The organism is Bradyrhizobium sp. USDA 3256 (genome assembly GCF_054058275.1).
On sequence record NZ_JBSSAE010000002.1, the window covers coordinates 7,427,625 to 7,449,485 of the forward strand.

At 65.6% G+C, this 21,861-nt stretch carries 24 protein-coding genes; 11 read left to right on the forward strand and 13 right to left on the reverse strand.

What is annotated here, in order from left to right:
* The first annotated feature begins 45 nt into the window (after positions 1-45).
* Entirely contained in the window at positions 46-708 is a 663-nt protein-coding gene (locus tag ACVWY5_RS37025) for a DedA family protein (RefSeq protein ID WP_028336178.1), read from the forward strand.
* On the opposite strand, the gene ACVWY5_RS37030 is transcribed toward ACVWY5_RS37025, so the two are convergent.
* Positions 709-1,932, reverse strand: coding sequence for a citrate/2-methylcitrate synthase (locus ACVWY5_RS37030; RefSeq protein ID WP_028336177.1), 1,224 nt, complete (start codon positions 1,930-1,932; stop codon positions 709-711). It lies immediately after the preceding gene.
* A 76-nt stretch (positions 1,933-2,008) separates the two neighbouring features.
* On the opposite strand from ACVWY5_RS37030, the gene ACVWY5_RS37035 reads away from it, so the two are divergent.
* Positions 2,009-3,103, forward strand: coding sequence for a citrate synthase/methylcitrate synthase (locus ACVWY5_RS37035; RefSeq protein ID WP_028336176.1), 1,095 nt, complete (start codon positions 2,009-2,011; stop codon positions 3,101-3,103).
* 392 nt (positions 3,104-3,495) lie between these two features.
* Here the strand turns inward: ACVWY5_RS37035 and ACVWY5_RS37040 are convergent, their stop codons facing one another.
* On the reverse strand, positions 3,496-4,134 hold the full coding sequence (locus ACVWY5_RS37040) for a J domain-containing protein (RefSeq protein ID WP_028338207.1): 639 nt from the start codon (positions 4,132-4,134) through the stop codon (positions 3,496-3,498).
* Between the two features lie 109 nt (positions 4,135-4,243).
* On the opposite strand from ACVWY5_RS37040, the gene ACVWY5_RS37045 reads away from it, so the two are divergent.
* Both ACVWY5_RS37045 and ACVWY5_RS37050 read left to right on the forward strand, forming a co-directional pair.
* Positions 4,244-4,519 (forward strand): BolA family protein, encoded by a 276-nt coding sequence (locus tag ACVWY5_RS37045; RefSeq protein ID WP_028338206.1) that lies wholly within the window; start codon positions 4,244-4,246, stop codon positions 4,517-4,519.
* 118 nt (positions 4,520-4,637) lie between these two features.
* Positions 4,638-5,087: a hypothetical protein gene (locus ACVWY5_RS37050; protein WP_028338205.1), complete on the forward strand. Its 450-nt coding sequence runs from the start codon at positions 4,638-4,640 to the stop codon at positions 5,085-5,087.
* Positions 5,088-5,265: 178 nt separating this feature from the next.
* On the opposite strand, the gene ACVWY5_RS37055 is transcribed toward ACVWY5_RS37050, so the two are convergent.
* The 3 genes from ACVWY5_RS37055 to ACVWY5_RS37065 form a co-directional block, all read right to left on the reverse strand.
* A complete protein-coding gene (locus tag ACVWY5_RS37055; RefSeq protein ID WP_028338204.1) occupies positions 5,266-6,573 on the reverse strand; it encodes an HlyC/CorC family transporter in 1,308 nt (435 codons plus the stop codon).
* 117 nt (positions 6,574-6,690) lie between these two features.
* Positions 6,691-7,833 (reverse strand): 3-dehydroquinate synthase, encoded by a 1,143-nt coding sequence (aroB, locus tag ACVWY5_RS37060; RefSeq protein ID WP_028338203.1) that lies wholly within the window; start codon positions 7,831-7,833, stop codon positions 6,691-6,693.
* Complete coding sequence (locus tag ACVWY5_RS37065) at positions 7,830-8,462, reverse strand: shikimate kinase (RefSeq protein ID WP_016843560.1); 633 nt, start codon at positions 8,460-8,462, stop codon at positions 7,830-7,832. The genes aroB and ACVWY5_RS37065 overlap by 4 nt, the downstream gene beginning before the upstream one ends.
* A 145-nt stretch (positions 8,463-8,607) precedes the next feature.
* Between ACVWY5_RS37065 and ACVWY5_RS37070 the strand changes: the two genes are divergently transcribed.
* From ACVWY5_RS37070 to ACVWY5_RS37085, 4 genes are all read left to right on the forward strand, one after another.
* Positions 8,608-8,754 carry a hypothetical protein gene (locus tag ACVWY5_RS37070; RefSeq protein WP_016843561.1) on the forward strand — a complete coding sequence of 49 codons (147 nt, stop codon included), beginning with the start codon at positions 8,608-8,610 and terminating at the stop codon, positions 8,752-8,754.
* Between the two features lie 16 nt (positions 8,755-8,770).
* The gene (gene xerD / locus ACVWY5_RS37075; protein ID WP_051376440.1) at positions 8,771-9,754 is read left to right on the forward strand and encodes a site-specific tyrosine recombinase XerD; all 984 of its coding nucleotides are present in this window, start codon (positions 8,771-8,773) and stop codon (positions 9,752-9,754) included.
* A 265-nt stretch (positions 9,755-10,019) separates the two neighbouring features.
* The gene (locus tag ACVWY5_RS37080; protein WP_018269178.1) at positions 10,020-10,982 is read left to right on the forward strand and encodes an acetyl-CoA carboxylase carboxyltransferase subunit alpha; all 963 of its coding nucleotides are present in this window, start codon (positions 10,020-10,022) and stop codon (positions 10,980-10,982) included.
* A gap of 229 nt (positions 10,983-11,211) precedes the next feature.
* Positions 11,212-12,720, forward strand: a complete 1,509-nt coding sequence (locus ACVWY5_RS37085; RefSeq protein WP_028338201.1) for a L,D-transpeptidase family protein — start codon at positions 11,212-11,214, stop codon at positions 12,718-12,720.
* A 188-nt stretch (positions 12,721-12,908) separates the two neighbouring features.
* Here the strand turns inward: ACVWY5_RS37085 and ACVWY5_RS37090 are convergent, their stop codons facing one another.
* From ACVWY5_RS37090 to ACVWY5_RS37100, 3 genes are all read right to left on the reverse strand, one after another.
* Positions 12,909-13,946 (reverse strand): IS30 family transposase, encoded by a 1,038-nt coding sequence (locus ACVWY5_RS37090; RefSeq protein ID WP_456671752.1) that lies wholly within the window; start codon positions 13,944-13,946, stop codon positions 12,909-12,911.
* A 256-nt stretch (positions 13,947-14,202) separates the two neighbouring features.
* Positions 14,203-14,433: a hypothetical protein gene (locus ACVWY5_RS37095; RefSeq protein WP_028337297.1), complete on the reverse strand. Its 231-nt coding sequence runs from the start codon at positions 14,431-14,433 to the stop codon at positions 14,203-14,205.
* Between the two features lie 68 nt (positions 14,434-14,501).
* Positions 14,502-15,578 carry a flavodoxin family protein gene (locus ACVWY5_RS37100; protein ID WP_028337298.1) on the reverse strand — a complete coding sequence of 359 codons (1,077 nt, stop codon included), beginning with the start codon at positions 15,576-15,578 and terminating at the stop codon, positions 14,502-14,504.
* A gap of 199 nt (positions 15,579-15,777) precedes the next feature.
* Here ACVWY5_RS37100 and ACVWY5_RS37105 point away from each other — a divergent pair, with 199 nt between their 5' ends.
* The 3 genes from ACVWY5_RS37105 to ACVWY5_RS37115 are packed head-to-tail and all read left to right on the forward strand — an operon-like array spanning position 15,778 to position 17,230.
* The gene (locus ACVWY5_RS37105) at positions 15,778-16,401 is read left to right on the forward strand and encodes a phosphatase PAP2 family protein (RefSeq protein WP_028337299.1); all 624 of its coding nucleotides are present in this window, start codon (positions 15,778-15,780) and stop codon (positions 16,399-16,401) included.
* Entirely contained in the window at positions 16,398-16,745 is a 348-nt protein-coding gene (locus ACVWY5_RS37110; RefSeq protein ID WP_028337300.1) for a DUF3147 family protein, read from the forward strand. The genes ACVWY5_RS37105 and ACVWY5_RS37110 overlap by 4 nt, the downstream gene beginning before the upstream one ends.
* Complete coding sequence (locus ACVWY5_RS37115) at positions 16,742-17,230, forward strand: DUF3147 family protein (protein WP_028337301.1); 489 nt, start codon at positions 16,742-16,744, stop codon at positions 17,228-17,230. The genes ACVWY5_RS37110 and ACVWY5_RS37115 overlap by 4 nt, the downstream gene beginning before the upstream one ends.
* A gap of 12 nt (positions 17,231-17,242) precedes the next feature.
* Here ACVWY5_RS37115 and ACVWY5_RS37120 read toward each other — a convergent pair whose 3' ends face one another.
* Genes ACVWY5_RS37120 through ACVWY5_RS37140 form a run of 5 tightly spaced genes read right to left on the reverse strand, consistent with a single transcriptional unit; the run spans position 17,243 to position 21,839 of the window.
* A complete protein-coding gene (locus ACVWY5_RS37120) occupies positions 17,243-17,944 on the reverse strand; it encodes a branched-chain amino acid ABC transporter ATP-binding protein (RefSeq protein WP_028337302.1) in 702 nt (233 codons plus the stop codon).
* Entirely contained in the window at positions 17,937-18,671 is a 735-nt protein-coding gene (locus tag ACVWY5_RS37125) for an ABC transporter ATP-binding protein (RefSeq protein WP_028337303.1), read from the reverse strand. Before ACVWY5_RS37125 ends, ACVWY5_RS37120 begins: the two co-directional genes overlap by 8 nt.
* Positions 18,658-19,752, reverse strand: a complete 1,095-nt coding sequence (locus tag ACVWY5_RS37130; protein WP_038377931.1) for a branched-chain amino acid ABC transporter permease — start codon at positions 19,750-19,752, stop codon at positions 18,658-18,660. The genes ACVWY5_RS37125 and ACVWY5_RS37130 overlap by 14 nt, the downstream gene beginning before the upstream one ends.
* A 7-nt stretch (positions 19,753-19,759) precedes the next feature.
* On the reverse strand, positions 19,760-20,977 hold the full coding sequence (locus tag ACVWY5_RS37135) for a substrate-binding protein (protein WP_028337305.1): 1,218 nt from the start codon (positions 20,975-20,977) through the stop codon (positions 19,760-19,762).
* Between the two features lie 4 nt (positions 20,978-20,981).
* Entirely contained in the window at positions 20,982-21,839 is an 858-nt protein-coding gene (locus tag ACVWY5_RS37140; protein WP_028337306.1) for a branched-chain amino acid ABC transporter permease, read from the reverse strand.
* Positions 21,840-21,861 lie beyond the last annotated feature (22 nt).

The following is a 21,861-nucleotide window of genomic DNA, read 5'->3' on the forward strand; positions in this document are numbered from 1 at the left end:
GAGTTGTTAGCTCTCCAATCCATATCACCGCCGCATGGGAATTTTGTGACTTCATTCCTTGACCCGTTCATCGCGTTCGTTTCGGCCCATGCCTGGCTCGCCTATCTGACGCTGTTTCTGGCCGCCCTGCTGGAAGCGGTTCCGGTGATCGGCTCCCTGGTGCCGGGTTCGACCATCATCCTGGCGCTGAGCGCGCTGGTGCCGGGCGGGGAACTGAAGCTGCTGCCGGTGCTCGCCGCGGCCGCCGCCGGCGCGATGCTCGGCGACGGCACCGCCTACCTGATCGGCCACCGCAGCCAGCGCGAGATCCTGTCGGCCTGGCCGCTTTCCAACTACCCGCGCGTGGTGGCGCAGAGTGAGGCGTTCTTCAACCGCTGGGGCGTGCTCGCGGTGTTCTTCGCCCGCTTCGTGCCGCCGATCCGCGCCTTCGTGCCGATCACGGCCGGCGCGCTCGACATGCCGCCGGCGCGCTTCTACGCGGTCAACATCCCCGCGATCCTGCTCTGGGCGCCGGCGCATGTGCTGCCCGGCGTGCTCGCCGTCACCGCGCTGCACGACTATGCCGGCCTGCCGCATCATGGCCATGTCGGCAAGCATCTCTGGATGTTTGCGGTCGCGGGCGGCGCCGTAATCCTGGCGCTGGCCGTCTGGACCATCCGCCGCCGGCACGGCGGCAGCCTGATCGAACCGGCCAAGCCGGCCAAATAGCTAGAGGCTGTTGGTCGTTCCCGCCCGCCCGGGCGCCGGTCCGACATAGCGCGCGCGAGGCCTGATCAACTTGCCGAGTTGAAGCTGCTCGCTGGCATGTGCGATCCAGCCGACGCTGCGGGCCATCGCAAACAGCGCGAGCTCGCTGCCCGCTGGCATCCGCAGCGCATGCACCAGCACCGCCAGCGCATAATCGATGTTGACGAATTCGCCGGTCGCCTCCGCGATCCGCTCCGGCACTTCCCTGGTGAATTTGCGCGGCGCGCCGGCCCGCGTCAGCGCCTCGAGCAGCGAGATCGCCCGCGGATCGCCCTTCTTGTAGACGCCGTGCCCGAAGCCGGCGAAACGCTCGCCAAGCGCGACGCGCTCGCGGACCACTGGCGCAACGTCATTGTCGAGCATCGTCTTGACGAGGCGCGAGGCGAGCACGCCGGCACCGCCATGCATCGGTCCCTTCAGCGCAACGAGACCCGCGATCACGGCGTCGTACAGATTGAGCCCGGTCGATGCCGCGCAGCGTGCGGTGAAGGTCGACGCGTTCAGTTCATGATCGGCGAGCAGCACCAACGCGCGGCGGATCAGGTCGGGCGCGTGCTTGTTGTCAGGCGTCCAAACCCGCGCCACCTGCTCGTGCAGCGGCTCGTTCGATGGCACGGCATTCAGCATGGTCGCGACCAGCAGCCGCAGGATGCGGCCGCCGACCATGGCGCGGCCGTCCGGCGCGCGCGTGAAGGCGCCGGGATCGGCACTTGCCGCCAGCGCCAGCACGGCCACCGTCCGATCGATCGGCTGGGCGCGGCGCGCGGCTTCGGCGATGGCGCGCATTTCGTCCGAGAGGTGCGGACAATTGTCCGGCGCGAACGGATCGACGCCGGTGACGTCCCACAGCAGCGTCGCGGTGTGCTCCAGCGTGTCGCGCTCGGCGAGATCGACGCAGTTGACGCCGCGATAGATCGGGCCCTGTTCGGTGATGGTCGCGATCGCCGAATCCATCACCGGCAGATCGGCGTCGAAATTACGGAAGCCGCGCGGCTCCGGCGACGGCACGCGGCGCTCCTTCAACCCCCTGATGTCCTCGGCGCGGTAGCGGTGGCTGCGCGAATCCGGCGACGGCTCGGAGCGGATCAGCCCGCGGCTGACATAGGCGTAGAGGGTCGCCGGCGAGATCGCGAGCTCGGCGGCGGCTTCGCGCGCGGAGAGGTAAAGCTCGGCGGATTTTTTCATATTGATTTATATAATCAAGATTGATCAACTCGTCGAGAGGCCTGACCTTGAAGGGGTGAAGCAAGGAGATCAGGCCATGAATATGCATCTCACAAAGAGCCAGATCGGTCTGGACGGCGTTCCCGCCGCCGAGACCGTGTTGAGCCATGTCGACGGCGAGCGCGGCGAATTGATCATCGCCGGCGAGCACGTCGCCGACCTCGCGGGCAAGTCGAGCTTCGAGGGCGTCACGGCCCGGCTGTGGAACGGCGCCGCCGGCAAGTCGCTGAGTGAAGCAAATGTCCGCGCCAGCCTCGGCGCCGCCCGCGAACGCGCCTTCGCCCGCCTGCCGGACCTGCTGCCGGCGACGCGCGGCATGTCGATCGTCGACGGCTTCCGGGCCGCGATCGCGGGCCTCCGCGGCGAGAACGGGCTGGAGCACGAGGCGACCATCGTCGGCGCCTTCCCGGTGATCGCGGCCGCCCTGGTCCGGCGAGCCAGGGGCAGCGATCCGATCGCGCCGGACCCGAATGCCGGCCACGCCGCCGACGCGCTGCGGATGCTGCTGGGCCGCAAGGTCGAGCCGCGCGAGGTCGCCGCGCTCGACGCCTATCTCGTCACCGTCTGCGACCACGGCATGAATGCGTCGACCTTCACCGCGCGGGTGATCGCCTCGACGCAGGCCGATCTGTTCGCGGCGATCACCGGCGGCTATTGCGCGTTGACCGGCCCGCTGCACGGCGGCGCACCTGAACCGGTGCTCGAAATGTTGGACGCGATCGGCACACGCGAGCGCATCAAGCCCTGGGTTGACGGCGCGCTGGCGCACGGCGAACGACTGATGGGGTTCGGTCACCGCGTCTATCGCGTGCGCGACCCGCGCGCCGACGTGCTGAAGATCGCGATCGAGCGCCTCGAGGCCAGTGGTGCCGACCTGCCGTTTGCCGGCGAGGTCGAGGCTTACATCCGCGAGGCGCTACGGAAGAAGAATCCGGAGCGGCCGCTCGAGACCAATGTCGAGTTCTTCACCGCGATCCTGCTCGATGCGCTGGAAATTCCGCGGCAGGCGTTCACGCCGATCTTCGCCACCGCACGCGCTGCCGGCTGGACCGCGCATGCGCTTGAGCAGCGGCGCACCGGGCGCTTGATCCGGCCGAGCTCGTCCTATGTCGGGGCGATGCCGAAGGGGTGAATGAAACCGTAGCCCGGATGGAGCGCAGCGAAATCCGGGAACGGTGTAGCCGCGGATGGGAAGAGCCCCGGATTGCGCTGCGCTCCATCCGGGCTACAGAATTGCATCGTTGGACGACGGCGGAGCCACAAACTCTGCCGTCGTCCCTGCCTAAAGCATGATCCGGAAAAGTGCGAAGCGGTTTTCCGAAAAGATCATGCTCAAACAAAGAGCTAAGGCGCGATGACGATTCAACCTAATCTCATCGCGCTTTAGTGCGCAATTGCGCACGGGAGCAGGGACCCGTGCGCCGCGGCCCATCGATGGGGCAATCGGGCAGACATTTTGTGCAAACGATAACGGCCGGTGGTTATGGGCCCCTGCTTTCGCAGGGGCGACGAGGACGAGAGAGCTTAGGCCTCGCGCACCACGGTCTTCAGATAATTGTACGCCTTGATGATCTCGATCAGGCGATCCTCGGTGGAGCGGTCGCCGCCATTGGCGTCGGGATGGTGCTGCTTGACCAGCGCCTTGTACTTCGACTTGACGTCTTCGAGCGTCGCCTCGGCCCCTAGCCCCATCACCTGCAGCGCCTTGCGCTCGGCGTTCATGACCTTGCGGGTCTCGGGCTTGGGCTCCGCGCCGCCCGGTCCGGGGCGCCAGCGGCCGCGGCCGTTGAGCTCGGAGAACACGTGGAACGGATCGGAGGCGGCATCGAGACCGCTCTCGCCCTTCTTGCCGTTGTTGGCGCCCATCTTCCAGGTCGGACGGTGGCCGGTCAGCGCGTCCTTCTGGTAGCGCGCGACGTCGTCAGGATTCATGCCCTGGAAGAAATTGTAGGACTGGTTGTATTCGCGGACGTGGTCGAGACAGAAGTGCCAATACTCGCGCGAATTCTCGCGGCCTTTCGGGGCGCGATGCGCGCCCTTGTTCTGGCAACCCGCCCACTCGCAGGTCACAGCCTGCTCGCCGGCCTGCGCCTGGCGCTTCGCACTGACCTTGGTCGGCTTGATGCGAATGGAGTCGAAGAATTTTGATGAATCGATCGGCATGTTCTCTTTGACTACGCAATGCACAAATCTTCAAGTCTTGACATTGCGCGGACCTCGTTTCCCGCTTGCACCATTGACGAAAAGCTGTCGCGAACCTAACTCCGCCGCCATGAGCACCAAAGACGCTATCATAAACAAGTTGCGTGAAGCTTTCTTGCCGGAAAGCCTCGACGTCGTCGACGAGTCACATCTGCATGAGGGCCACGCCGGCCACAGGCCAGGCGGGGAGACGCACTTCCGGGTATATATTGTGTCTCCGGCCTTCGAAGGGAAGAGCCGGATCGAACGCCATCGCATGATAAATGCGACGCTGGCGCAGGAACTCGCCGGCTCGGTGCACGCGCTGGCGATCCACGCCCACGGCCCCGGGGAAAAGCCGCGCTAGTTCGCGCTTGCCTCAAGACGAAGCGGCGGTTTTCCTTTATGAGAACAGGATGGACCTGCTCCCTGCGTGAGCAGGTGAAACTACGGATTGCACCGCCACGCATGATATGGGGCCATTGATGATCCCTTGCTGGCCACGTTTCCGGTCGATCGTCACCGCCGCCGGCCTGCTCCTGATCTGCGCGATGCGGCCGGCCTTGGCGCTGGACATGCCGAGCCCGTTCGTCCAGGAGGTGCTGATCAAGAGCATCCTGGTGTCGCTCAACGATGCGGTGGCCGGGAATAATTTCACCGTGTTCCACGCCAAGATCTCAAAGCCGTTCCGCGACCAGTTTCCGCCTGACAAGCTCAAGACCATCTTCAAGGATCTGGTCGACAAGCACGCGGTGTTCGACGCCGTGGTTGCCAAGCCGATCGTTCTCGACGAGGACGCCAAGATCGACGACAAGGGCGTGCTGCGGCTGAAGGGGCATTTCGACACCACGCCCAAGCAGGTGAAGTATCAGCTCGGCTTCATCCCCTCCGACGGCGCGTGGAAGCTGTCGGGTATCTCGATCGATATCGAGTAGCATTCGGCACAACTGCCAGATCCTCGTCCTGAGGAGGCCACCGCGCGGCCGTCTCGAAGGATGCACGGCCCGGCTGGTGGCCGTCGCCCCTTCGAGACGCGCGCGATGCGCACTCCTCCAGCGACAACGGCGAAGCCGTTGCGCGGGGTGACGGTGCTAGGAGACTGGCCAGCTCGAACTAGAACGCCGTCCCCGCCCGCTTCGGCTTCTTCTCCTCCAGCTCGGTCTCGCGCGGGACGGCGACGATGCGCAGCGCGGTGATGCGGTTGCGCTCGCGGCGGAGCACGCGGAAGCGGAAGCCGTGGAAGGTGAAGCTCTGGCCGCGCTCCGGGATCGAGCGCGCCTCGTGGATCACGAGGCCGGCGACCGTGGTCGCCTCCTCGTCCGGCAGGCGCCAGTCCATCGCACGGTTGAGATCGCGGATCGGCACCGAGCCGTCGACCACCACCGAGCCGTCCGGCTGCGCGCGCACGCCGGCGACGACGACGTCGTGCTCGTCGGAGATATCGCCGACGATCTCCTCCAGGATGTCCTCGAGCGTCACCATGCCTTCGACCTCGCCATACTCGTCGACCACGAGGGCGAAGTGGGTCTTGCGGCGACGGAACGCCTTCAGCTGTTCGGAGACCGGACGCATCTCCGGCACGAACCAGGGCGGCAGCGCGATCGCCGACGCATCGATCGCGGACATGTCGCCCTCGTTGGCGCGCATCGCGCGCAGCAGGTCCTTGGCATGGAGCACGCCGACGATGTTCTCCGGCTTCTCCCGCCACAGCGGGATGCGGGTGTATTCGCTCGCCAGCACCTCGCGCACCAGTTCCTCGGGCGGCAGGTCGGCGTTGACCATGGTCATCTCGGTGCGATGGACCATGACGTCGGAGACCTGCAGCTCGCTGAGATCCAGCAAGCCGCCGAGCATGTCGCGGTCCTGCTTCTCGACCTTGCCCTCGTGATGCAACAGATCGACCGCGCCGCGCAGACGTTCGGTCGGCGACAGCACCGCCTGATGCGCCCCGACCTTGATGCCGAGCAGCTTCATCAGCGCCAGCACGATGGTCTCGATCACGGTGAGCAGCGGCCCCAGCACGAAGATCGTCAGCCGCATCGGCCGCGCGACCAAAAGCGAGATGCGGTCGGGCGCGTTGATCGCGATGGTCTTGGGCAGCACCTCGGCGAACACCACGACCATCACGGTCATGACCGCGGTGGCATAGAGCACGCCGACGTCGCCGAACCAGGCGGTGAACACGCCGGTCGCCAGCGCCGAGGCGCCGATATTGGCGATGTTGTTGCCGAGCAGCAGCGCGCCGATCATGCGCTCGCGCATATTGACCAGCTTGGAGACCACGCCGGCATCGGTGTTGCCCTGCTTCGACAGCCGCAGCATGCTGGCGCGCGAGGCACCGGTCAGCGCCGTCTCACTCGCCGCGAAAAACGCCGAGATGAACAGGCAGAGCAGCACGATCGAGAAGGTGAACCATCCCACTGAACTGATCCGTGGCTAGAGCATGATCCGGAAAAGTGTGTAGCGGTTTTCCGAAAAGATCATGCTCAAATCAAAAAGACAGAGCGGGATGACGATCCGAAGGAGAGGCATCCCGGTCTAGGCCTTCAGCTTGGCTTGCAGGAAGTCGCGCACCGGCTGCGGCTCGACATTGTTGGCGATCACGGCGCGGCCGACGGCCTCCAGCAGGATGAAGGTGAGCTTGCCGCGCTTGACCTTCTTGTCCTGCGCCATCAGCGCCAGCAGCGCGTCGGCGTCGGCAAGGCCTTCCTGCGCGAAGCCTGCGATATCCTGCAGGCGTGTCGGCAATCCGACCGCGGACAGATGACGCGCGATGCGCCCCGCATCGTCGGACGAAATCATGCCGAGCTGCGCCGAGAACTCCGCGGCGAGCACCATGCCGACCGAGACGCCCTCGCCGTGGAACAGCCGGTCGGAGAAGCCGGTCGCGGCTTCCAGTGCATGGCCGAAGGTATGGCCGAGATTGAGCAGCGCCCGCTCGCCGGTCTCGCGCTCGTCGCGCGAGACGACGCCCGCCTTGGCGCGGCAGGATGTTGCGATCGCGTGCTCGCGCCCGGCGCCGCCAGCGAAGATATCGGTGTGGTTCTTCTCGAGCCAGGCGAAGAAGGCCTCGTCGCCGAGGATGCCGTATTTCGCGACCTCGGCGTAGCCGGCGCGGAACTGGCGCGGCGACAGCGTGTCGAGCACCGAGGTGTCGGCGATGACAAGCACCGGCTGGTGGAATGCGCCGATCAGATTCTTGCCCTGCGGCGAGTTGATGCCGGTCTTGCCGCCGACGGAGGAATCGACCTGTGCCAGCAGCGAGGTCGGCACCTGTACGAAATCGACGCCGCGGCGCAGGATCGCAGCCGCGAAGCCGGCGAGATCGCCGACCACGCCGCCGCCGAGCGCGATGACGAGGTCATTGCGCTCGATCTTCGCCGCGATCAGCGCCTCGCTGACCTCGGTCAGCGTGGCATAGCTCTTCGAGCCCTCGCCCTCCTCGACCACGATCCGCGACGTCGGCACGCCGGCGGCGGCAAGCGATGCCTCGGTGGGCTCCAGCCAGTGCTTGGCGACAGTGCGGTCGGTGACGATGGCGGTGCGCACGCCGGGCCGCAGCGCCGCGACACGCTCGCCGAGCGACTGCAGCACGTCGCGGCCGATGACGATGTCATAGGCGCGGTCGCCGAGCGCGACGTCGACGGTAACGGAGGCAGAATGTTTCAAGGGCGCAGTCATGAGGTCGCGTTCAATCCATCAGATGGTGGCTCGTCGGCCGGACGCGCACCGCACAGATGCGCATGTAGGGCCTCGAGGCATTCGTCGACGATGCGGTCGTGCGGCACGTCGCGCGAGGCAATCGTCAAATCGGCGGTGCGGTAGACCGGCTCGCGCTCGCTGAGCAGGCGGTTGACGGTCGCCTCCGGGTCGGGGGTGTGCAACAGCGGACGATCGGCGCGGCGGCGCACCCGGCGCATGATGATATCACTGTCGGCCTTGAGCCAGATCGAGATCGCGCGGTCGCGGATCCGGTTGCGGGTCTCCTCGCGCATGAAGGCGCCGCCGCCGGTCGCCAGCACGACCGGGCCATTGCCGAGGATGCGGGCGATCACCCGCGCCTCACCGTCGCGGAAATACGGCTCGCCCTTGCTCTCGAATATCTCCGGGATCGTCATGTCCGCCGCCGCCTCGATCTCGGTGTCGGCATCGGTGAACGGCAGCTTGAGTCGCGCCGCCACCCGCCGGCCGATGGTCGACTTGCCGGCCCCCATCATGCCGACCAGGACGATCGACCGCGTCCCCAGCGCAGCCGCGATGTCGGCCTCCAGGGTCGGATGGGTGGGCGCCGGTACGGCTGCGTCGGACATCAAAAAGCTCGGATATTGGGACGAATTGTTCAGAATTCGAGCCACCTATACTACCCCCGGCGACACCCTTACCAGCGACTCTTGCAACCGCGCGGGGAACATGTTGGATGATTTCATTGGTTAATTCGCCGCCCGAGTCGCCTCCATGCCCAGCCTGTTCCGCTTCCTGACGGTCGTCGCCGTGATTTTCGGGATCGGCTACGGCATCGTCTTCGCGCTGGCGAATTTCGTGCACCCGAAACCGCGGGAAATGACGGTGACCATCCCACCGGATAAGTTCCTCAAGAAATAGACGCTATGATTCCGGCATGCCCGCTGCTGCCAAAAATCCCGCCAAGACCCTCACCAAGCCCTCCGACGCCAAACTGACCGCGTTGTTCCTCGACATGCTCGCCGCGGAACAGGGCGCCGGCGCCAACACGCTCGACGCCTACCGGCGCGACCTCACCGATTTCTCCGACTACCTCGCCCATGCCGGCGCCGATTTCACCAGCGCCGACACCGAGACGCTGCGCGGCTACCTCGCCGACCTCGATGTCAGAGGCTTCAAGTCGACCAGCGTGGCGCGGCGGCTGTCAGCGATGCGGCACCTCTACCGTTTCCTGCTCAACGAGCGGGTCCGCACCGACGATCCGGCCGCGATCCTGTCCGGCCCGAAGCGCGGCCGCGGGCTGCCCAAGGTGCTGTCGATTGCCGACGTCGACCGCATGCTGACCCGCGCCAAGGAGCTGACCCAAACCGACGTCTCGCCGGCGCAGCGGCTGCGCGCGCTGCGGCTCTACTGCCTGCTCGAGGTGCTGTACGCCACCGGCCTGCGCGTCTCCGAGCTGGTGTCGCTGCCGGTCTCGGCGGCGCGGCGCGATGCGCGGATGATCGTGGTGCGCGGCAAGGGCAACAAGGAACGGCTGGTGCCGCTGAACGACGCCTCGCGCCAGGCGATGGCGGATTACCTCGCCGCGCTGGAGCTGATGCAGCCGAAGGCGAAAAAAGCCGCACCATCGAAATGGCTGTTTCCGTCCTCCGGCGAGAGCGGACATCTGACCCGGCAGCATTTCGCCCGCGACCTGAAGGAGCTTGCCGGCGCCTCCGGCCTTGCGCCGCGGCTGGTGTCCCCGCACGTGCTGCGTCATGCCTTTGCCAGCCATCTGCTGCACAATGGCGCGGACCTGCGGATCGTGCAGACCCTGCTCGGCCACACCGACATCTCGACCACCCAGATCTACACCCATGTGGTCGAGGAGCGGCTGAAGAGCCTGGTCCGCGACCTGCATCCGTTGGCGGAGAAGTCCTAGGGATCCGTAGCCCGGATGGAACGCAGCAAAATCCGGGAATGGTATTTCCGCCGATATCGCTCCCCGGATTGCGCTTCGCTCGATCCGGGCTACGAGCAATCCGCCTTGACTTCCGCTTCGTCTCCGCAGAAAGAGCGTCACCTGCTTGCGATCCCGAAGCGTGCATTCCACCCAGATGCGCGTTAACCGTTTGAAGTTACAAAGCTTCTCTTTCCGACGCCGAAACCGCTTCGCCCCTCGCACCGTTCCTCCCTATATTGAGTTGATGCCCGACCCGATGCGCAGCTATCTCGACTTCGAAAAACCCGTCGCCGAGCTTGAATCCAAGATCGACGAGTTGCGTGCGCTTGCCGCGAGCGGCAGCGACATCGGCGACGAGGTCGCGCGGATCGAGGACAAGGCGGCGCAGGCGCTCACCGAGCTCTATTCCAATCTGACGCCGTGGCAGAAGACGCTGGTGGCGCGGCATCCGCAGCGGCCGCACTTCACCGATTTCATCGGCGGCCTGATCACCGAATTCACGCCGATGGCCGGCGATCGCAAATTCGCCGACGACGAGGCCCTGGTCGGCGGCTTCGGCCGCTTCCGCGGCGAGAGCATCTGCGTGGTCGGCCAGGAGAAGGGCGCCACCACCGAGAGCCGCATCAAGCACAATTTCGGCATGGCGCGCCCCGAAGGCTATCGCAAGGCGGTGCGCCTGATGGAAATGGCCGACCGGTTCGGCATCCCGGTGCTGTCGATCGTCGATTCCGCCGGTGCTTATCCCGGCATCGGCGCCGAGGAGCGTGGCCAGGCCGAGGCGATCGCCCGCTCGACCGACGCCTGCCTGTCGCTCGGCGTACCCAATGTCGCGATCGTCACCGGCGAAGGCATGTCGGGCGGCGCCATCGCGATCACCACGGCGAACCGCGTCCTGATGATGGAGCACGCGATCTATAGCGTGATCTCACCGGAGGCGGCATCCTCGATCCTGTGGCGCGACGGCACCAAGGCGCAGGAAGCCGCCAACAGCATGAAGATCACCGCCCAGGACATGCTGCGCTTCGGCGTGATCGACCAGATCCTGAAGGAGCCCTCGGGCGGGGCTCATCGCGACCCCGCCGCGATGATCGCGACCACGGGCGACGCCATCGCCCAGGCGCTCAACGACCTACGAAATCTTGATCCGGACGCGATTCGCAAGCAGCGGCGCCAGAAATTCCTCGATATCGGCCGCAAGCTCGGCTGACCGGCCCAAACCGCCCGATTTTTCGTCCAAACCGGGCAATTTTGCCGTAATTGGGCCCCGAGCCGGGTCTTTAACATTCCTTGAACCATGCCTGCTACCGTGAGGGCTGTCCGCCCCGGTTCAGGTTGCGAGCAGGGGTCGTCGAAGGCTAATATTTTACACAATGGCTTCAGGGCATATTCGCCGTGTTGGGGTCGCGAAAATCGCCCGGTGGGTGTGGAGCTCGGACTTGACTCATCGCACGCTCGTACGCGCGCTTCTGACCTCGGCGGTGCTCGCCGCAGGCGTCATGCTCGCCGGTTGTGACAGCGACCAGATCTCGCTCGCGCAGAACGCCAAGGCCAACCAGCCGGTCCCGCCAAAGCTCGTCGCTGCCATGACCGAAAAGGACATGGACATGCAGTCGCCGATCCTGGTGCGGCTGTTCAAGCAGGAGGCCGAGCTCGAGGTCTGGAAGCAAAACCGCTCCGGCCAGTTCGCGCTGCTCAAGACCTATCCAATCTGCCGCTGGTCGGGCGACCTCGGTCCGAAGGTCCGCGAAGGCGACCGCCAGGCGCCCGAGGGGTTCTATTCGATCAACCCGAGCCAGATGAACCCGCAGTCGGCCTACTACCTGTCGTTCAACACCGGCTACCCCAACGCCTTCGACAAGGCGCTCGGCCGCACCGGCTCGCAGCTGATGGTGCATGGCGATTGCTCCTCGCGCGGCTGCTACGCGATGACGGACGAGCAGATCGCGGAGATCTACTCGCTCGGCCGCGAGTCCTTCTTCGGCGGCCAGAAGGCGTTCCAGCTGCAGGCCTATCCGTTCCGGATGACGCCGGTGAACATGGCCAAGCACCGCAACAATCCGAACATGCCGTTCTGGAAGATGATCAAGGAAGGCTACGATCATTTCGAGGTGACGAAGCAGGAGCCGAAAGTGGACTTCTGCGAGAAGAAGTATGTGTTCGACGCGGTGAAGGCGCCGGGTGCAACACGCGATCCGGTGTTCGACGCCTCCGCGAAGTGCCCGGCCTATGTGATCCCCGAGGAGATCGCGAGCGCCGTGCACGAGAAGGAGCAGAAGGAAGCCGCCGAGACCGCCAAGCTGGTATCCAAGGGTACGCCCGTTGCGCGCCTCAACACCGGCATCGACGGCGGCATGAACGCGATCTTCGCCTCGAAGATTCCGGAAGGAAACACCGGCCTCTCCGAAGGCGGCGACAGCCAGGCGCTGGCCTCGATGTCGCTGGCGCGCGCGCCCGGCACGATCCCCGGTACGGTCAATCCGCCGAAGCCCAATCTTGCGGTCCAGCAGGACGAGCCGGTCGTGGCGACGACGTCGTCCACCGCATCGTCGGCCAGCACCCGCGTTGCCTCGGCGAACGCGTCCGACAAATCCGCCTCTGACAAATCCACCTCCGACAAGTCCACCTCTGACAAGTCCGAAGGCTTCTTCTCCAGCTTTGCCCGCAAGGTCGGCATCGGCGGCACCGCCGACGCCAGCAAGACGACCGCGCCGGCTCCGGCCGCTGCTGCCCCGGCCAAGCCGAAGGTCGCCGAGGCCAAGCCGCAGTCGGTGGTTCGCGTCGCCCCCAAGGCTGAGCCGAAGCAGGCCGCCAAGCCGGCACCGAAGCCGGCAGTGACCACCGCAGCGGCCGCCGCACCGGCCCCGTCGTCGTCGACCCAACTCGCCGGCTCCGCGCCCGTGGTGCAGACCAACTCGTTCGACACCCGCTTCTCGGCGGTGAAGTAGCAAGCGCGGCACGCAAGCGCCGCCGGTCGTTTGCGATAGACATTTCAAACAGCACACGGTGTCGTCCCTGCGAAAGCAGGGACCCATACGCCGCACTTGTGGTGTGAACCGGATTCGTCGTTCCGACGTCGCGCAACAATCAGCATTTGTGGTTATGGGTCCCTGCTTTCGCAGGGACGACAGTGAGTCTATTGCGCCGCCGTCGCAAATATTGTCGTCGTCCTGGCGAAAGCCAGGGAGGTGGATTCACATTCGAAGTGCAACACTTGAGCAAAAGCCTCGGCAGGCGTGCGGTAGTCAAGGCATTTGCGCGGGGTGTTGTTGTAGGCGGCGATGAACTGGCGGAATCTGGCGGTCGAGAGGGTTACGAGATCGGTCTTGCGGGGAATAAAGCGGCGCATCCTGCCGATGGCGTTCTCGATGCCGCCCTTCTGCCAGGGGGCGTGGGGATCGCAGAAGAAGGTCTCGATCGAGAGGCGGTGCAGCGCCAGGTGACCGGCGAACTCGGTGCCGTTGTCGAAGGTCACGGTCTGGCGCAGCTCTTGTGGCAGGGTCGCGAAGAAGCCCACGAGATGGCGGGCGACACCGCGCGCGACCTTGCTGGCAAGGCGGATGCCGAGCAGCAGACGCGAGGTGCGCTCGTGCACGGTCAGCACGGCCTGACCGTATTTCGAGAACATCATCAGGTCGGCCTCCCAGTGTCCGGGCACGCTGCGGTCGGCCACTTCGATCGGCCGATTTGCCAAGGAAACACGGCCTTCGATGAAGCTTGCGGGGCTGCCGCCCCTCTTGCCGCGGCGGCCGCGCTTGCTCTTGGCGCGCGGCAGATAGCGCCGCCAGTTGAAGTTCGTGGTGCGCCTGAGTTGGGCATAGATGAAGCGGTAGATGGTCTCGTGCGAGATCACCTTGCGCCCGGACTCGCGGGCCAGCCGGCCGGCGACCTGCTCGGGCGACCAGCCCCGGCGAAGGCGTTCCAACACCGCGCGGCGCAGGCCGGGCTCCCGTTCGAGGCGTCCGCCCGTCCAGCGCCGCGCTCGCATCTGGTGCTGGGCATAGTTTGGCTTGTAGCCGACCTGGCTCCCCCGATTGCGCCTCAGTTCCCGAGAGACCGTTGATGGCGAGCGATCCAGAGCTGCCGCGATTTGCCGGACCGAGCTGCCATTGGCCGATAGGCAGGCAATCTCGCATCGGTCGTCCAGAGAGAGCTGCTTGTAACTCCGCCCCATGGCAACACCTCCTCAAGGAAGTGTTGCACTTCGTTTGTGAACTCAGGGGACCCATAACCACAGAACTTGATCGTGAATGGGATCGTGGCCCCAGCGTCGCGCGATAACTCTCATTTGGGGTAATGGGTCCTGGCTTTCGCCAGGACGACACTGAATGTGTGGCGCGGTCTGTGAGTCACACCACAACGTTCTCGCGACATGATTTGCCCGAGCTAACCGCCACGCTCTATCACGGATGCCCGTTCGCAGGCGACCGTTACATTCCGTGGCTTTCGAAAACCTTCTTGCAGCTCCGGCTCAGGCTGGCCCGCTTCATCTGAAGACAGTTCTGCACGGCACCGTCATTGCCGAGGTCCTTCCGGCAGAAGCGCTGTGCATCGCGCGTGCACGCGCTCTGTTCCGATGGCGTACCGGAATGCTGCGCCAATGCGGCGCCGCTGCTCATCACGGCAGCCGCAACAAGAGCTGCAATCGAAATATAGCGCATTGTGACTTCCTCCCGCGGCCTAACGGGCGGCCGGGGTTCTTCGTTCCTTTGGGAACCCGGATTCCACCCTACTTCGGCTGCGGGTCCTCGAGCCCCTTGCCGGGATCTTCCAGATGTCCGGTGCGCGCGAGGTCGACGGCGGCGCCGAGCGCCAGCGCGACATTGCGCACCTGTTCCTGGAAGGCCTTGTCTTCGTCGAGATCGCGATGCGACGTCGCGTAGGGCTCCATGTAGCCGACATAGCCATCGAGCTCGGCCCTGCCGCCGGCCGAGATCAACTCCATGTCGGTGAGCCAGTCCGCAAGGAAGCGGCGGCAGGTTTCCGCGCCGACGCTGTCGCCGTGGACCACGATGCCGAAATGCCGGCCGCGCAGATGCCTGGGATATGGCCAGCCCTTGAGCTCGAGCGCCTTGGCTTCGCTCGCGGTCTTGCCATGGGTTGAGGTCGGATCGGGATTGCCGCCATCGGCGCAGACCAGGCGATCGATCATCGCCTTGAGCCCGGTCGGCGTCTGGTACCAGTTGACCGGCGAGATGATCATGATGCCGTGCGCGCGCACCCACAGCGGATAGATCTCGTTCATCCAGTCGTCGGTTTGGCCGAGCGAGTGGTTTGGATAGCAGCTGCACGGCCAGTGGCAGAGCGCCATCGAGGTGGAGACGCAGGACTTGCAGGGATGAATCTCCCTGCCGAACTCGGACGTCAACCGCGACAGATCGAGCACATCGACCGCGAGGCCCATCTCGCGGAAGGCGCACTCAGCGATCTCGACCATGCGCCAGCTTTTGGACATCTCGCCGGGACAGGTATGCTCGCTGCGCGAGGAGCCGTTGATCAGCAGGATATGCGGCGTTTCGTTGGGATCGTCGTGCCTGCGCTGCGCTTCATCGATGGCATCGCGCGCGGACAGCCAATCGACCGCGAGATCATAGTCGGGATCGGCAAAGCCGGGGCCGGCCTTGCGGGTAACCGGCGCCTTGCGCGAATGACGATAGGCGTCCCAAGCGCCGGCGATGATCGTCGCGAGCTCCGTCTGCATGGATTGAAAGACCGGATCGGCAAATCGCTTGCGGTAGCGCCGTTCGAATTCATCGCGCGAAAGCTTGACCGGCGGCATCCCCTTGCGAACGTCCGGCTCCGTCATCGACACCTCTCCCTGACTACAATCCATCGCCCGCCGTGCATCCCGGTTGGCGCGCGAAGCCTCGGGATAAAGCCTCGGGATTGAGCCTTGGGATCGGGTCGAGACGGGCAAGAGTTCAAGAGCATCGATCTGCATTTGGTTCCTTGCATGCCCCGTTAGGACCCATGCCGCGGCTGGCGCGTTGGATGGGAACCTGACCATGCATACGACAGCCAGAGTTCGAGCGCGCCGCCAGCGAGGCGCCCCCTTCCCGATCACCATTCGCCCGACCGCGGCGGACGCTATGATCGCGCGTGCGATCGCCCGCAACACCGCTCCTGCGCCGGAAGAGATCGCCCGCACACTGACCTGGGGCGCTGACGAAAAGGTCCTGCTTGTGCTCGCCGCCGCCGGCTGGCTCGCCTCACGCGGGCGCGGCGCCTCGCTCGAGCGCGCCGGCAATCACGCGCTGCTGGTGACGGTCGCAGCATCGCTGCTGCCGCATGGCCTGAAATTGCTGTTCAATCAGACCCGCCCGGATCGCCTGACCGTGGCCGGCCATGCCAACGGCATCCCGATCTCGGGCAAGCGCGACGACGCCTTTCCATCAGGGCACGCGCTGCATATGGGCGCGCTGGCGTCGGCGGCCGCGACATTGCCCGCCGGCGCGCGGTGCGCAATCCAGACAGTCGCGGTCGGCCTTTCGCTGACGCGCGTTGTGGTGCTCGCACACTGGACGAGCGACGTGATCGCGGGATTCGGCCTCGGAGCGATTCTCGAGCGGCTGCTGCGATTGTGGACCGGCTATCCCGGTGACGATCCGCCGCGGGGCAAAGCGCGATGACCGAATATGTCATCCGATTTCTGCTGGGCGGGGCCGTGGTGTCGGCCTTCGCGATGCTGGGCGACCTGCTGCGCCCGAAGAGCTTCGCCGGCCTGTTCGGCGCGGCGCCGTCGGTCGCGCTCGCGACCCTCGGCATCGCCGTGTACCAGCACGGCGCCGACTACGCCGGCCTGCAGAGCCGCGCGATGATGGCCGGCGCCGTTGCGCTGGCCATCTATAGCTTCGCGGTCTGCCAACTGCTGATTCGCGCGAAGCTGCGCGCCGCCCCCGCCACCTTGCTGGCGCTGATCGTCTGGCTGGCGATCGTGTTCGGCTTGTTGGGCGTTGCCGGAGGACAGGCATGACACCCGTCCGCGTCTCACTGTCCGCGCTCAGGGAAAGCCGCTGGACCGAATATCTGATCCGCTTCGTGCTCGGCGGCGGCGCCACCGTCCTGACCGGCCTGATCAGCAGCACTTGCGGCGCCTATGTCGGCGGCGCCTTTCTTGCATTCCCCGCCATCCTTTGCGCCAGCGTGACCTTGATCGAGAAGCATGAAATCCGCCGCAAGCGGAACGCCGGCCTCAACGGCACGTGGCGCGGGCAGCAGGCCGCGGCGCTGGATGCCGCAGGCGCGGCGCTCGGCGCGTTCGGCATGCTGGCATTTGCCATCGTCTTCGCGCTGACGGTGGACCGCAGCGTGCCGGCCGGCTTCATCGCCGCAGCGCTGGCCTGGCTGATCTGCTCGGTCGCCGCCTGGTATGTACGTCGCGAGATGCGATCGGTACGGCGGACGCGGACGCCGGGAGACGGCGTGATCGGGCGGAAGGCCGACCGCCTGCCGCATTGAAATTCCGCAGCGCTACGGCGCCAGGTAGCGCAGCAGTTCCGGATCGCTCCGCACCTCACTCGCGCCACCCTGCAGCGCGACGCGACCGCGGTCCAGCACATAGGCATAGTCGGCGACGCGCAGCGCGAGGTCGAGATGCTGCTCGACGATCACGACCGAGATGCTCTTCGCGAGCTCGATCAGCCGCTCGGTGATCTCCTCGATCACGCCGATCCAGACGCCTTCGGTCGGCTCGTCCAGCAGCAGCAATTTTGGATTGCCGAGCATGGCACGGCCGATCGCCAGCATCTTGCGCTCGCCGCCGGACAGCGTGCCGGCCGGCTGGTCGAGGCGCTGGCCGAGTTTCGGGAAGATGGTCAGCACGCGATCGACCGCGCTCGAATCCGAATTGAACAGCGAGCCGACCGCGAGGTTGTCGCGTACCGACAGGCGGGCGAACACCGAATGCTCCTGCGGCACATAGCCGATGCCGGAGCGCACCCGCTCCTCGGTGCGGCGGCGGGTGATGTCGCGGCCGTCGAAGAACAATTCGCCCTGCGAGCTCGTGAGCTCGCCGACGATGGTCTTCATCAACGTGGTCTTGCCGGCACCGTTGCGGCCGAGCACGGCAACGCCACCACGCCAGGGAATGCCGATGTTGACATCGAACAGCACCTGGCTGCGGCCGTAACCGGCATCGAGATGCCGGATATCGAGGAAGGTTTGCTCAGGCACGGCGAAGATAGATCTCCTGGACGCTTTTGTTGGCCTGGATCTCCGCGACCGTCCCCGACGCCAGCACCTTGCCCTGGTCGAGCACGGTGAGGCGGTCGCAGATGTCGCGGATGAAATCGAGGTCGTGTTCGACGATGACGAGCGAGCAATGCTGCTTGATCGGCTGCAACAATTCGCCGGTGACGCGGCGCTCCTCGAGGCTCATGCCGCCGGTCGGCTCGTCCAGCAGCAACAGCCGCGGCTTGCCGGCGAGCGCCATCGCGATCTCCAGCCATTGCTGCTGGCCGTGCGACAACGCCGCGGCGGCATCATGCGCGCGATCGGCGAGGCGGAACTGGGTCAGCATCGTCATCACCTGATCGTGCAGCTTGTTGCGGGTGCGCGACAGCACCAGATCGAACAGCGAGCAGTGCGCCTGCAGCGCCAGCAGGATGTTGTCGTACAGCGTCAGCGTCGGCAGCACCGAGGTGATCTGGAACTTCAGGCTCATGCCGGCGCGGGCGCGCTCGGTCGGCGTGAACGCGGTGATGTCGGTGTTGATGAAGCTGACCTTGCCCGTGGTCGGCACCTCGGCGCCGGCGACGCATTTCATCAGCGTGCTCTTGCCCGAGCCGTTGGGGCCGATCAGGCCGTGGAACTCGTTCTCGCCGACGGTCAGCGCCGCGCCGTCGAGCGCAGTGAGCTTGCCGAACACCTTGCTGATGCCTTGCGCCTCAAGGAGCGGCATTGCCGGTCTCCTTCGGGGCTTTGCCGAAACTGCCGACCCGCTCGCGCTCGCCGAGCACGAAGGAGATCAGCCCGAGCGGCCGGAACATGATGACGAGCAGCAGCAGCACGCCGAGGATGATCGGCCAGACGTCGCGGTAATTATCCGACAGCCAGAAGCTGACGCCCTCGATGATCACGGTGCCGATCACGGCGCCGATCAGCGTGCCGGAGCCGCCGAACAAAACGTAAAGCACGACCTGGGTCGAGAACACGACGCCCAGCATGTTGGGCCAGACGAAGCCCTCGTGGAAGGCATAGAGGCTGCCGGCGAGGCCGGCGATGGTGCCGCCGACCGCGAAGATGATCGCCTTCAGATGCTGCGCCTTGTAGCCGAAGAAGGCGATGCGCTGCTCGTTCTCGCGCAGCCCCGCGAGCGCGAGGCCAAATTGCGAGCGGACCAGGAAGCGGCAGAGCAGATAGACGACCACGAGGATGCCGAGCACCATGTAGTAGTAGATCGGGCCCTCCTCGAACTCGTAGCTGCCGAGGGTGAGCGGCGGAATCGACGGGATGCCGTTCTGGCCGCCGAGATAGTACCAGCCGCGCGCCAGCCGGTCCGCGGCATAGGAGCCGGTGAGGGTACCGAGCGAGACGAAGATCACGCTCGAGGGATAACGCCCGAGCAGCAGGAAGCCGCCGAGCAGCAGCGACGCGGTGAGCCCGATCAACGTGCCGGCAGGCAGGATCAGGAGGATCGACGTGACATTGAGATCGCGCGCCATCAGCGCCACGCCGTAGCCGGCGGCACCGAAGAACAGCGCCTGGCCGAAGCTCATGATGCCGGCATAGCCCCACACCAGGTCGAACGACAGCGCGAACAGCGCGAGGATCACCACGCGGGTGGCGAACACCGTGAGATAATCCTGCAGCACCCATGGCAGGACCAGTGCGATCAGCAGCACCAGCCCTTCCACGATCGGCAGGACCTTCCATCCTGCCGATGCTCGTCCCGCCGGCGCGCTTGCGGCCGGTGCACCCTCGCCCGTCACGACATCTGGTTCCTCACCGACGCGTGCGACAGCCTCTCTTGCTCCAACCATTGATCGCTCAGCATTCCTTGGGATCAACGAGACCGTCGCTGCGCGCTACGATCTCATAGTTCCCGCCCTTGGCAACAGCGGTGTACATCTTCATCTTGCAGTGACGCTTGCCCGGCACCATCTCCGCGGGTCCGCCCGGCCCTTCGGCGATCTTGGCGTGGTCGAGCGCGGCCGCAACGGAGTCGCGGTCGACCTTGCCGGCCTCCTTGACCGCCGCCTCCCACAGCTTGAGGCCGCGATAGGTTCCGGTGGCGGCGCTGCCGGCCGCGAACAGGAAGTTGCCGGGGAAATCCTTCTCATAGGCCGCCTGGAGCTTGGCGTCGAACGGATCCTCCTTGGTCAGCACCTTGAAATAGTCGAGGCAGCTCGCAAGGCCCTCGATCTCGTTGGCCTGATTGATGTTGAGCGTGTTCTCGTCATAGTAGACGCAGGCGAGCCGCCCGCCGTTCTTGAGGAAGCCGGCTTCATAGAGCTGCTTGAAGAACGGACCGACGCCGGGCGGGATCACCGTGTTGAAGACGACGTCGACCTTGTTGGAGATGACGCGGTTGACGGTGGCCGAGAAGTCGACCTGGTCGAGCGGGTAGTATTCCTCGAACACCACTTCGCCGCCGTTCGACTCGATCACCTTGCGGGCGTAGACGTTGAGCGTGTGCGGCCAGACATAGTTGGCGCTCGGCAGCGCGAACTTCTTGCCGCCGTTCTTGATCAGCCAGGGAATGAAGGTGTCGCATTGCTGCGCCGGGGTCGGTCCGGTGCAGAACAGATAGGGCGTGCACTCCTTGCCCTCGTAGAGCTGCGGATAGATGTAGAGCGTCTTGCCGCGCGCCACGATCGGATCCTTGATCGCGTTGCGCATCGACGAGGTGATGCCGCCGAGCACCATGTCGACCTTGTCGCGCTGGATCAGCTTGCGGACATTGCCGACCGCGACCGATTCGTTCGAGGCGGTGTCCTCGATATAGAGCTCGAGCGGCCGGCCGAGCAGGCCGCCGCCGGCGTTGATCTCCTTGATCACCATCTTGGCGACGTTGGCGTCGGCGTTGCCGGCATAGGCGATCGGGCCGGTCAAGTCGGTCGCGATGCCGACCTTGATCGGTCCCTCGGCGGCATTGGCCCAGTCGGGCCTGACCACCCAGCTACCGACCCCGGTCGCGAGCGCGCCGGTCGCGAACGCGAAATTGCTCATGAAGCGGCGGCGCGTGAGATTGGTGCGATCGAACATCTGACTAAACCCCTTTTCCCGATATGAGGCCCTGCGGGCGGAATTTGATGAAGGCAATGGCGAGCACGAAGACCAGGACGTCGGCGACGACCGGAGACATCACCCATGGCAGCGCCGCGCTGAGCGTGCCGATCACACCGGCGCCGGCGACCGGACCGATGAAGGAGCCGACCCCACCCACCATCACGGCGACGAAGCCCTGGATCAGGAAGCGGATGCCGAGATCTGCAAACAGGCTGAACACCGGCACGATCAGCGCCCCGGCAAGCCCGGCCAGCGCCGCGCCGAACGCGAAGGTCGCCCCGTAGATCAGGGGCGTCGAGATGCCCGACGCGCGCGCCAGCGCCGGGTTCTCCAGCGTGGCGCGGACCCGAAGCCCGAACGAGGTGCGCGCCAGCAAGAGATAGCAGCCACCCATCACCAGCAGCGTGATCACGATGATGGTGAAGCGCCAGGCCGAGATGTGGACCGAGCCGAGGTCGATCGAGCCGCCGATCGGCTCCGGCACCGTGAGATAGAAGCCGCCGATCAGGCCGCGCACGCTCTCGCGGATGATCAGCCCGAGCGCATAGGTGCCGAGCATCGCCACGATCGGCGCGGCGTAGAACCGCCTGATGATCAGCGCCTCCAGCACGAAGCCGATCGCGCCGACCACGAAGGGCGCCGCGACCATGCCGGCCCAGACCGGGGCGCCATGGGCGTAGGCCAGATAGGTCACATAGGCCCCGAGCAGGACGAACTCGCCCTGCGCGAAGTTGAAGATGCCCATCATGCTGGCGATGATGCCGAGCCCGAGCACCACCAGCACGATGATCGCACCGAAGCTCACGATCTCGAACGCCGCGGCAAAAGTGCTAGCCATGGCGTTCGATCCATCCAGCCTG

Excerpts from the sequence above, each read along its gene's own strand:
- ACVWY5_RS37030 (WP_028336177.1), bottom strand. The coding sequence starts at position 1,932 with ATGAAAAAATCCGCCGAGCTTTACCTCTCCGCGCGCGAAGCCGCCGCC.
- ACVWY5_RS37035 (WP_028336176.1), top strand. The coding sequence starts at position 2,009 with ATGAATATGCATCTCACAAAGAGCCAGATCGGTCTGGACGGCGTTCCC.
- ACVWY5_RS37040 (WP_028338207.1), bottom strand. The coding sequence starts at position 4,134 with ATGCCGATCGATTCATCAAAATTCTTCGACTCCATTCGCATCAAGCCG.
- ACVWY5_RS37045 (WP_028338206.1), top strand. The coding sequence starts at position 4,244 with ATGAGCACCAAAGACGCTATCATAAACAAGTTGCGTGAAGCTTTCTTG.
- ACVWY5_RS37050 (WP_028338205.1), top strand. The coding sequence starts at position 4,638 with ATGATCCCTTGCTGGCCACGTTTCCGGTCGATCGTCACCGCCGCCGGC.
- aroB (WP_028338203.1), bottom strand. The coding sequence starts at position 7,833 with ATGACTGCGCCCTTGAAACATTCTGCCTCCGTTACCGTCGACGTCGCG.
- ACVWY5_RS37065 (WP_016843560.1), bottom strand. The coding sequence starts at position 8,462 with ATGTCCGACGCAGCCGTACCGGCGCCCACCCATCCGACCCTGGAGGCC.
- ACVWY5_RS37070 (WP_016843561.1), top strand. The coding sequence starts at position 8,608 with ATGCCCAGCCTGTTCCGCTTCCTGACGGTCGTCGCCGTGATTTTCGGG.
- xerD (WP_051376440.1), top strand. The coding sequence starts at position 8,771 with ATGCCCGCTGCTGCCAAAAATCCCGCCAAGACCCTCACCAAGCCCTCC.
- ACVWY5_RS37080 (WP_018269178.1), top strand. The coding sequence starts at position 10,020 with ATGCCCGACCCGATGCGCAGCTATCTCGACTTCGAAAAACCCGTCGCC.
- ACVWY5_RS37090 (WP_456671752.1), bottom strand. The coding sequence starts at position 13,946 with ATGGGGCGGAGTTACAAGCAGCTCTCTCTGGACGACCGATGCGAGATT.
- ACVWY5_RS37095 (WP_028337297.1), bottom strand. The coding sequence starts at position 14,433 with ATGCGCTATATTTCGATTGCAGCTCTTGTTGCGGCTGCCGTGATGAGC.
- ACVWY5_RS37100 (WP_028337298.1), bottom strand. The coding sequence starts at position 15,578 with ATGACGGAGCCGGACGTTCGCAAGGGGATGCCGCCGGTCAAGCTTTCG.
- ACVWY5_RS37105 (WP_028337299.1), top strand. The coding sequence starts at position 15,778 with ATGCATACGACAGCCAGAGTTCGAGCGCGCCGCCAGCGAGGCGCCCCC.
- ACVWY5_RS37110 (WP_028337300.1), top strand. The coding sequence starts at position 16,398 with ATGACCGAATATGTCATCCGATTTCTGCTGGGCGGGGCCGTGGTGTCG.
- ACVWY5_RS37115 (WP_028337301.1), top strand. The coding sequence starts at position 16,742 with ATGACACCCGTCCGCGTCTCACTGTCCGCGCTCAGGGAAAGCCGCTGG.
- ACVWY5_RS37125 (WP_028337303.1), bottom strand. The coding sequence starts at position 18,671 with ATGCCGCTCCTTGAGGCGCAAGGCATCAGCAAGGTGTTCGGCAAGCTC.
- ACVWY5_RS37130 (WP_038377931.1), bottom strand. The coding sequence starts at position 19,752 with ATGGTTGGAGCAAGAGAGGCTGTCGCACGCGTCGGTGAGGAACCAGAT.
- ACVWY5_RS37135 (WP_028337305.1), bottom strand. The coding sequence starts at position 20,977 with ATGTTCGATCGCACCAATCTCACGCGCCGCCGCTTCATGAGCAATTTC.
- ACVWY5_RS37140 (WP_028337306.1), bottom strand. The coding sequence starts at position 21,839 with ATGGCTAGCACTTTTGCCGCGGCGTTCGAGATCGTGAGCTTCGGTGCG.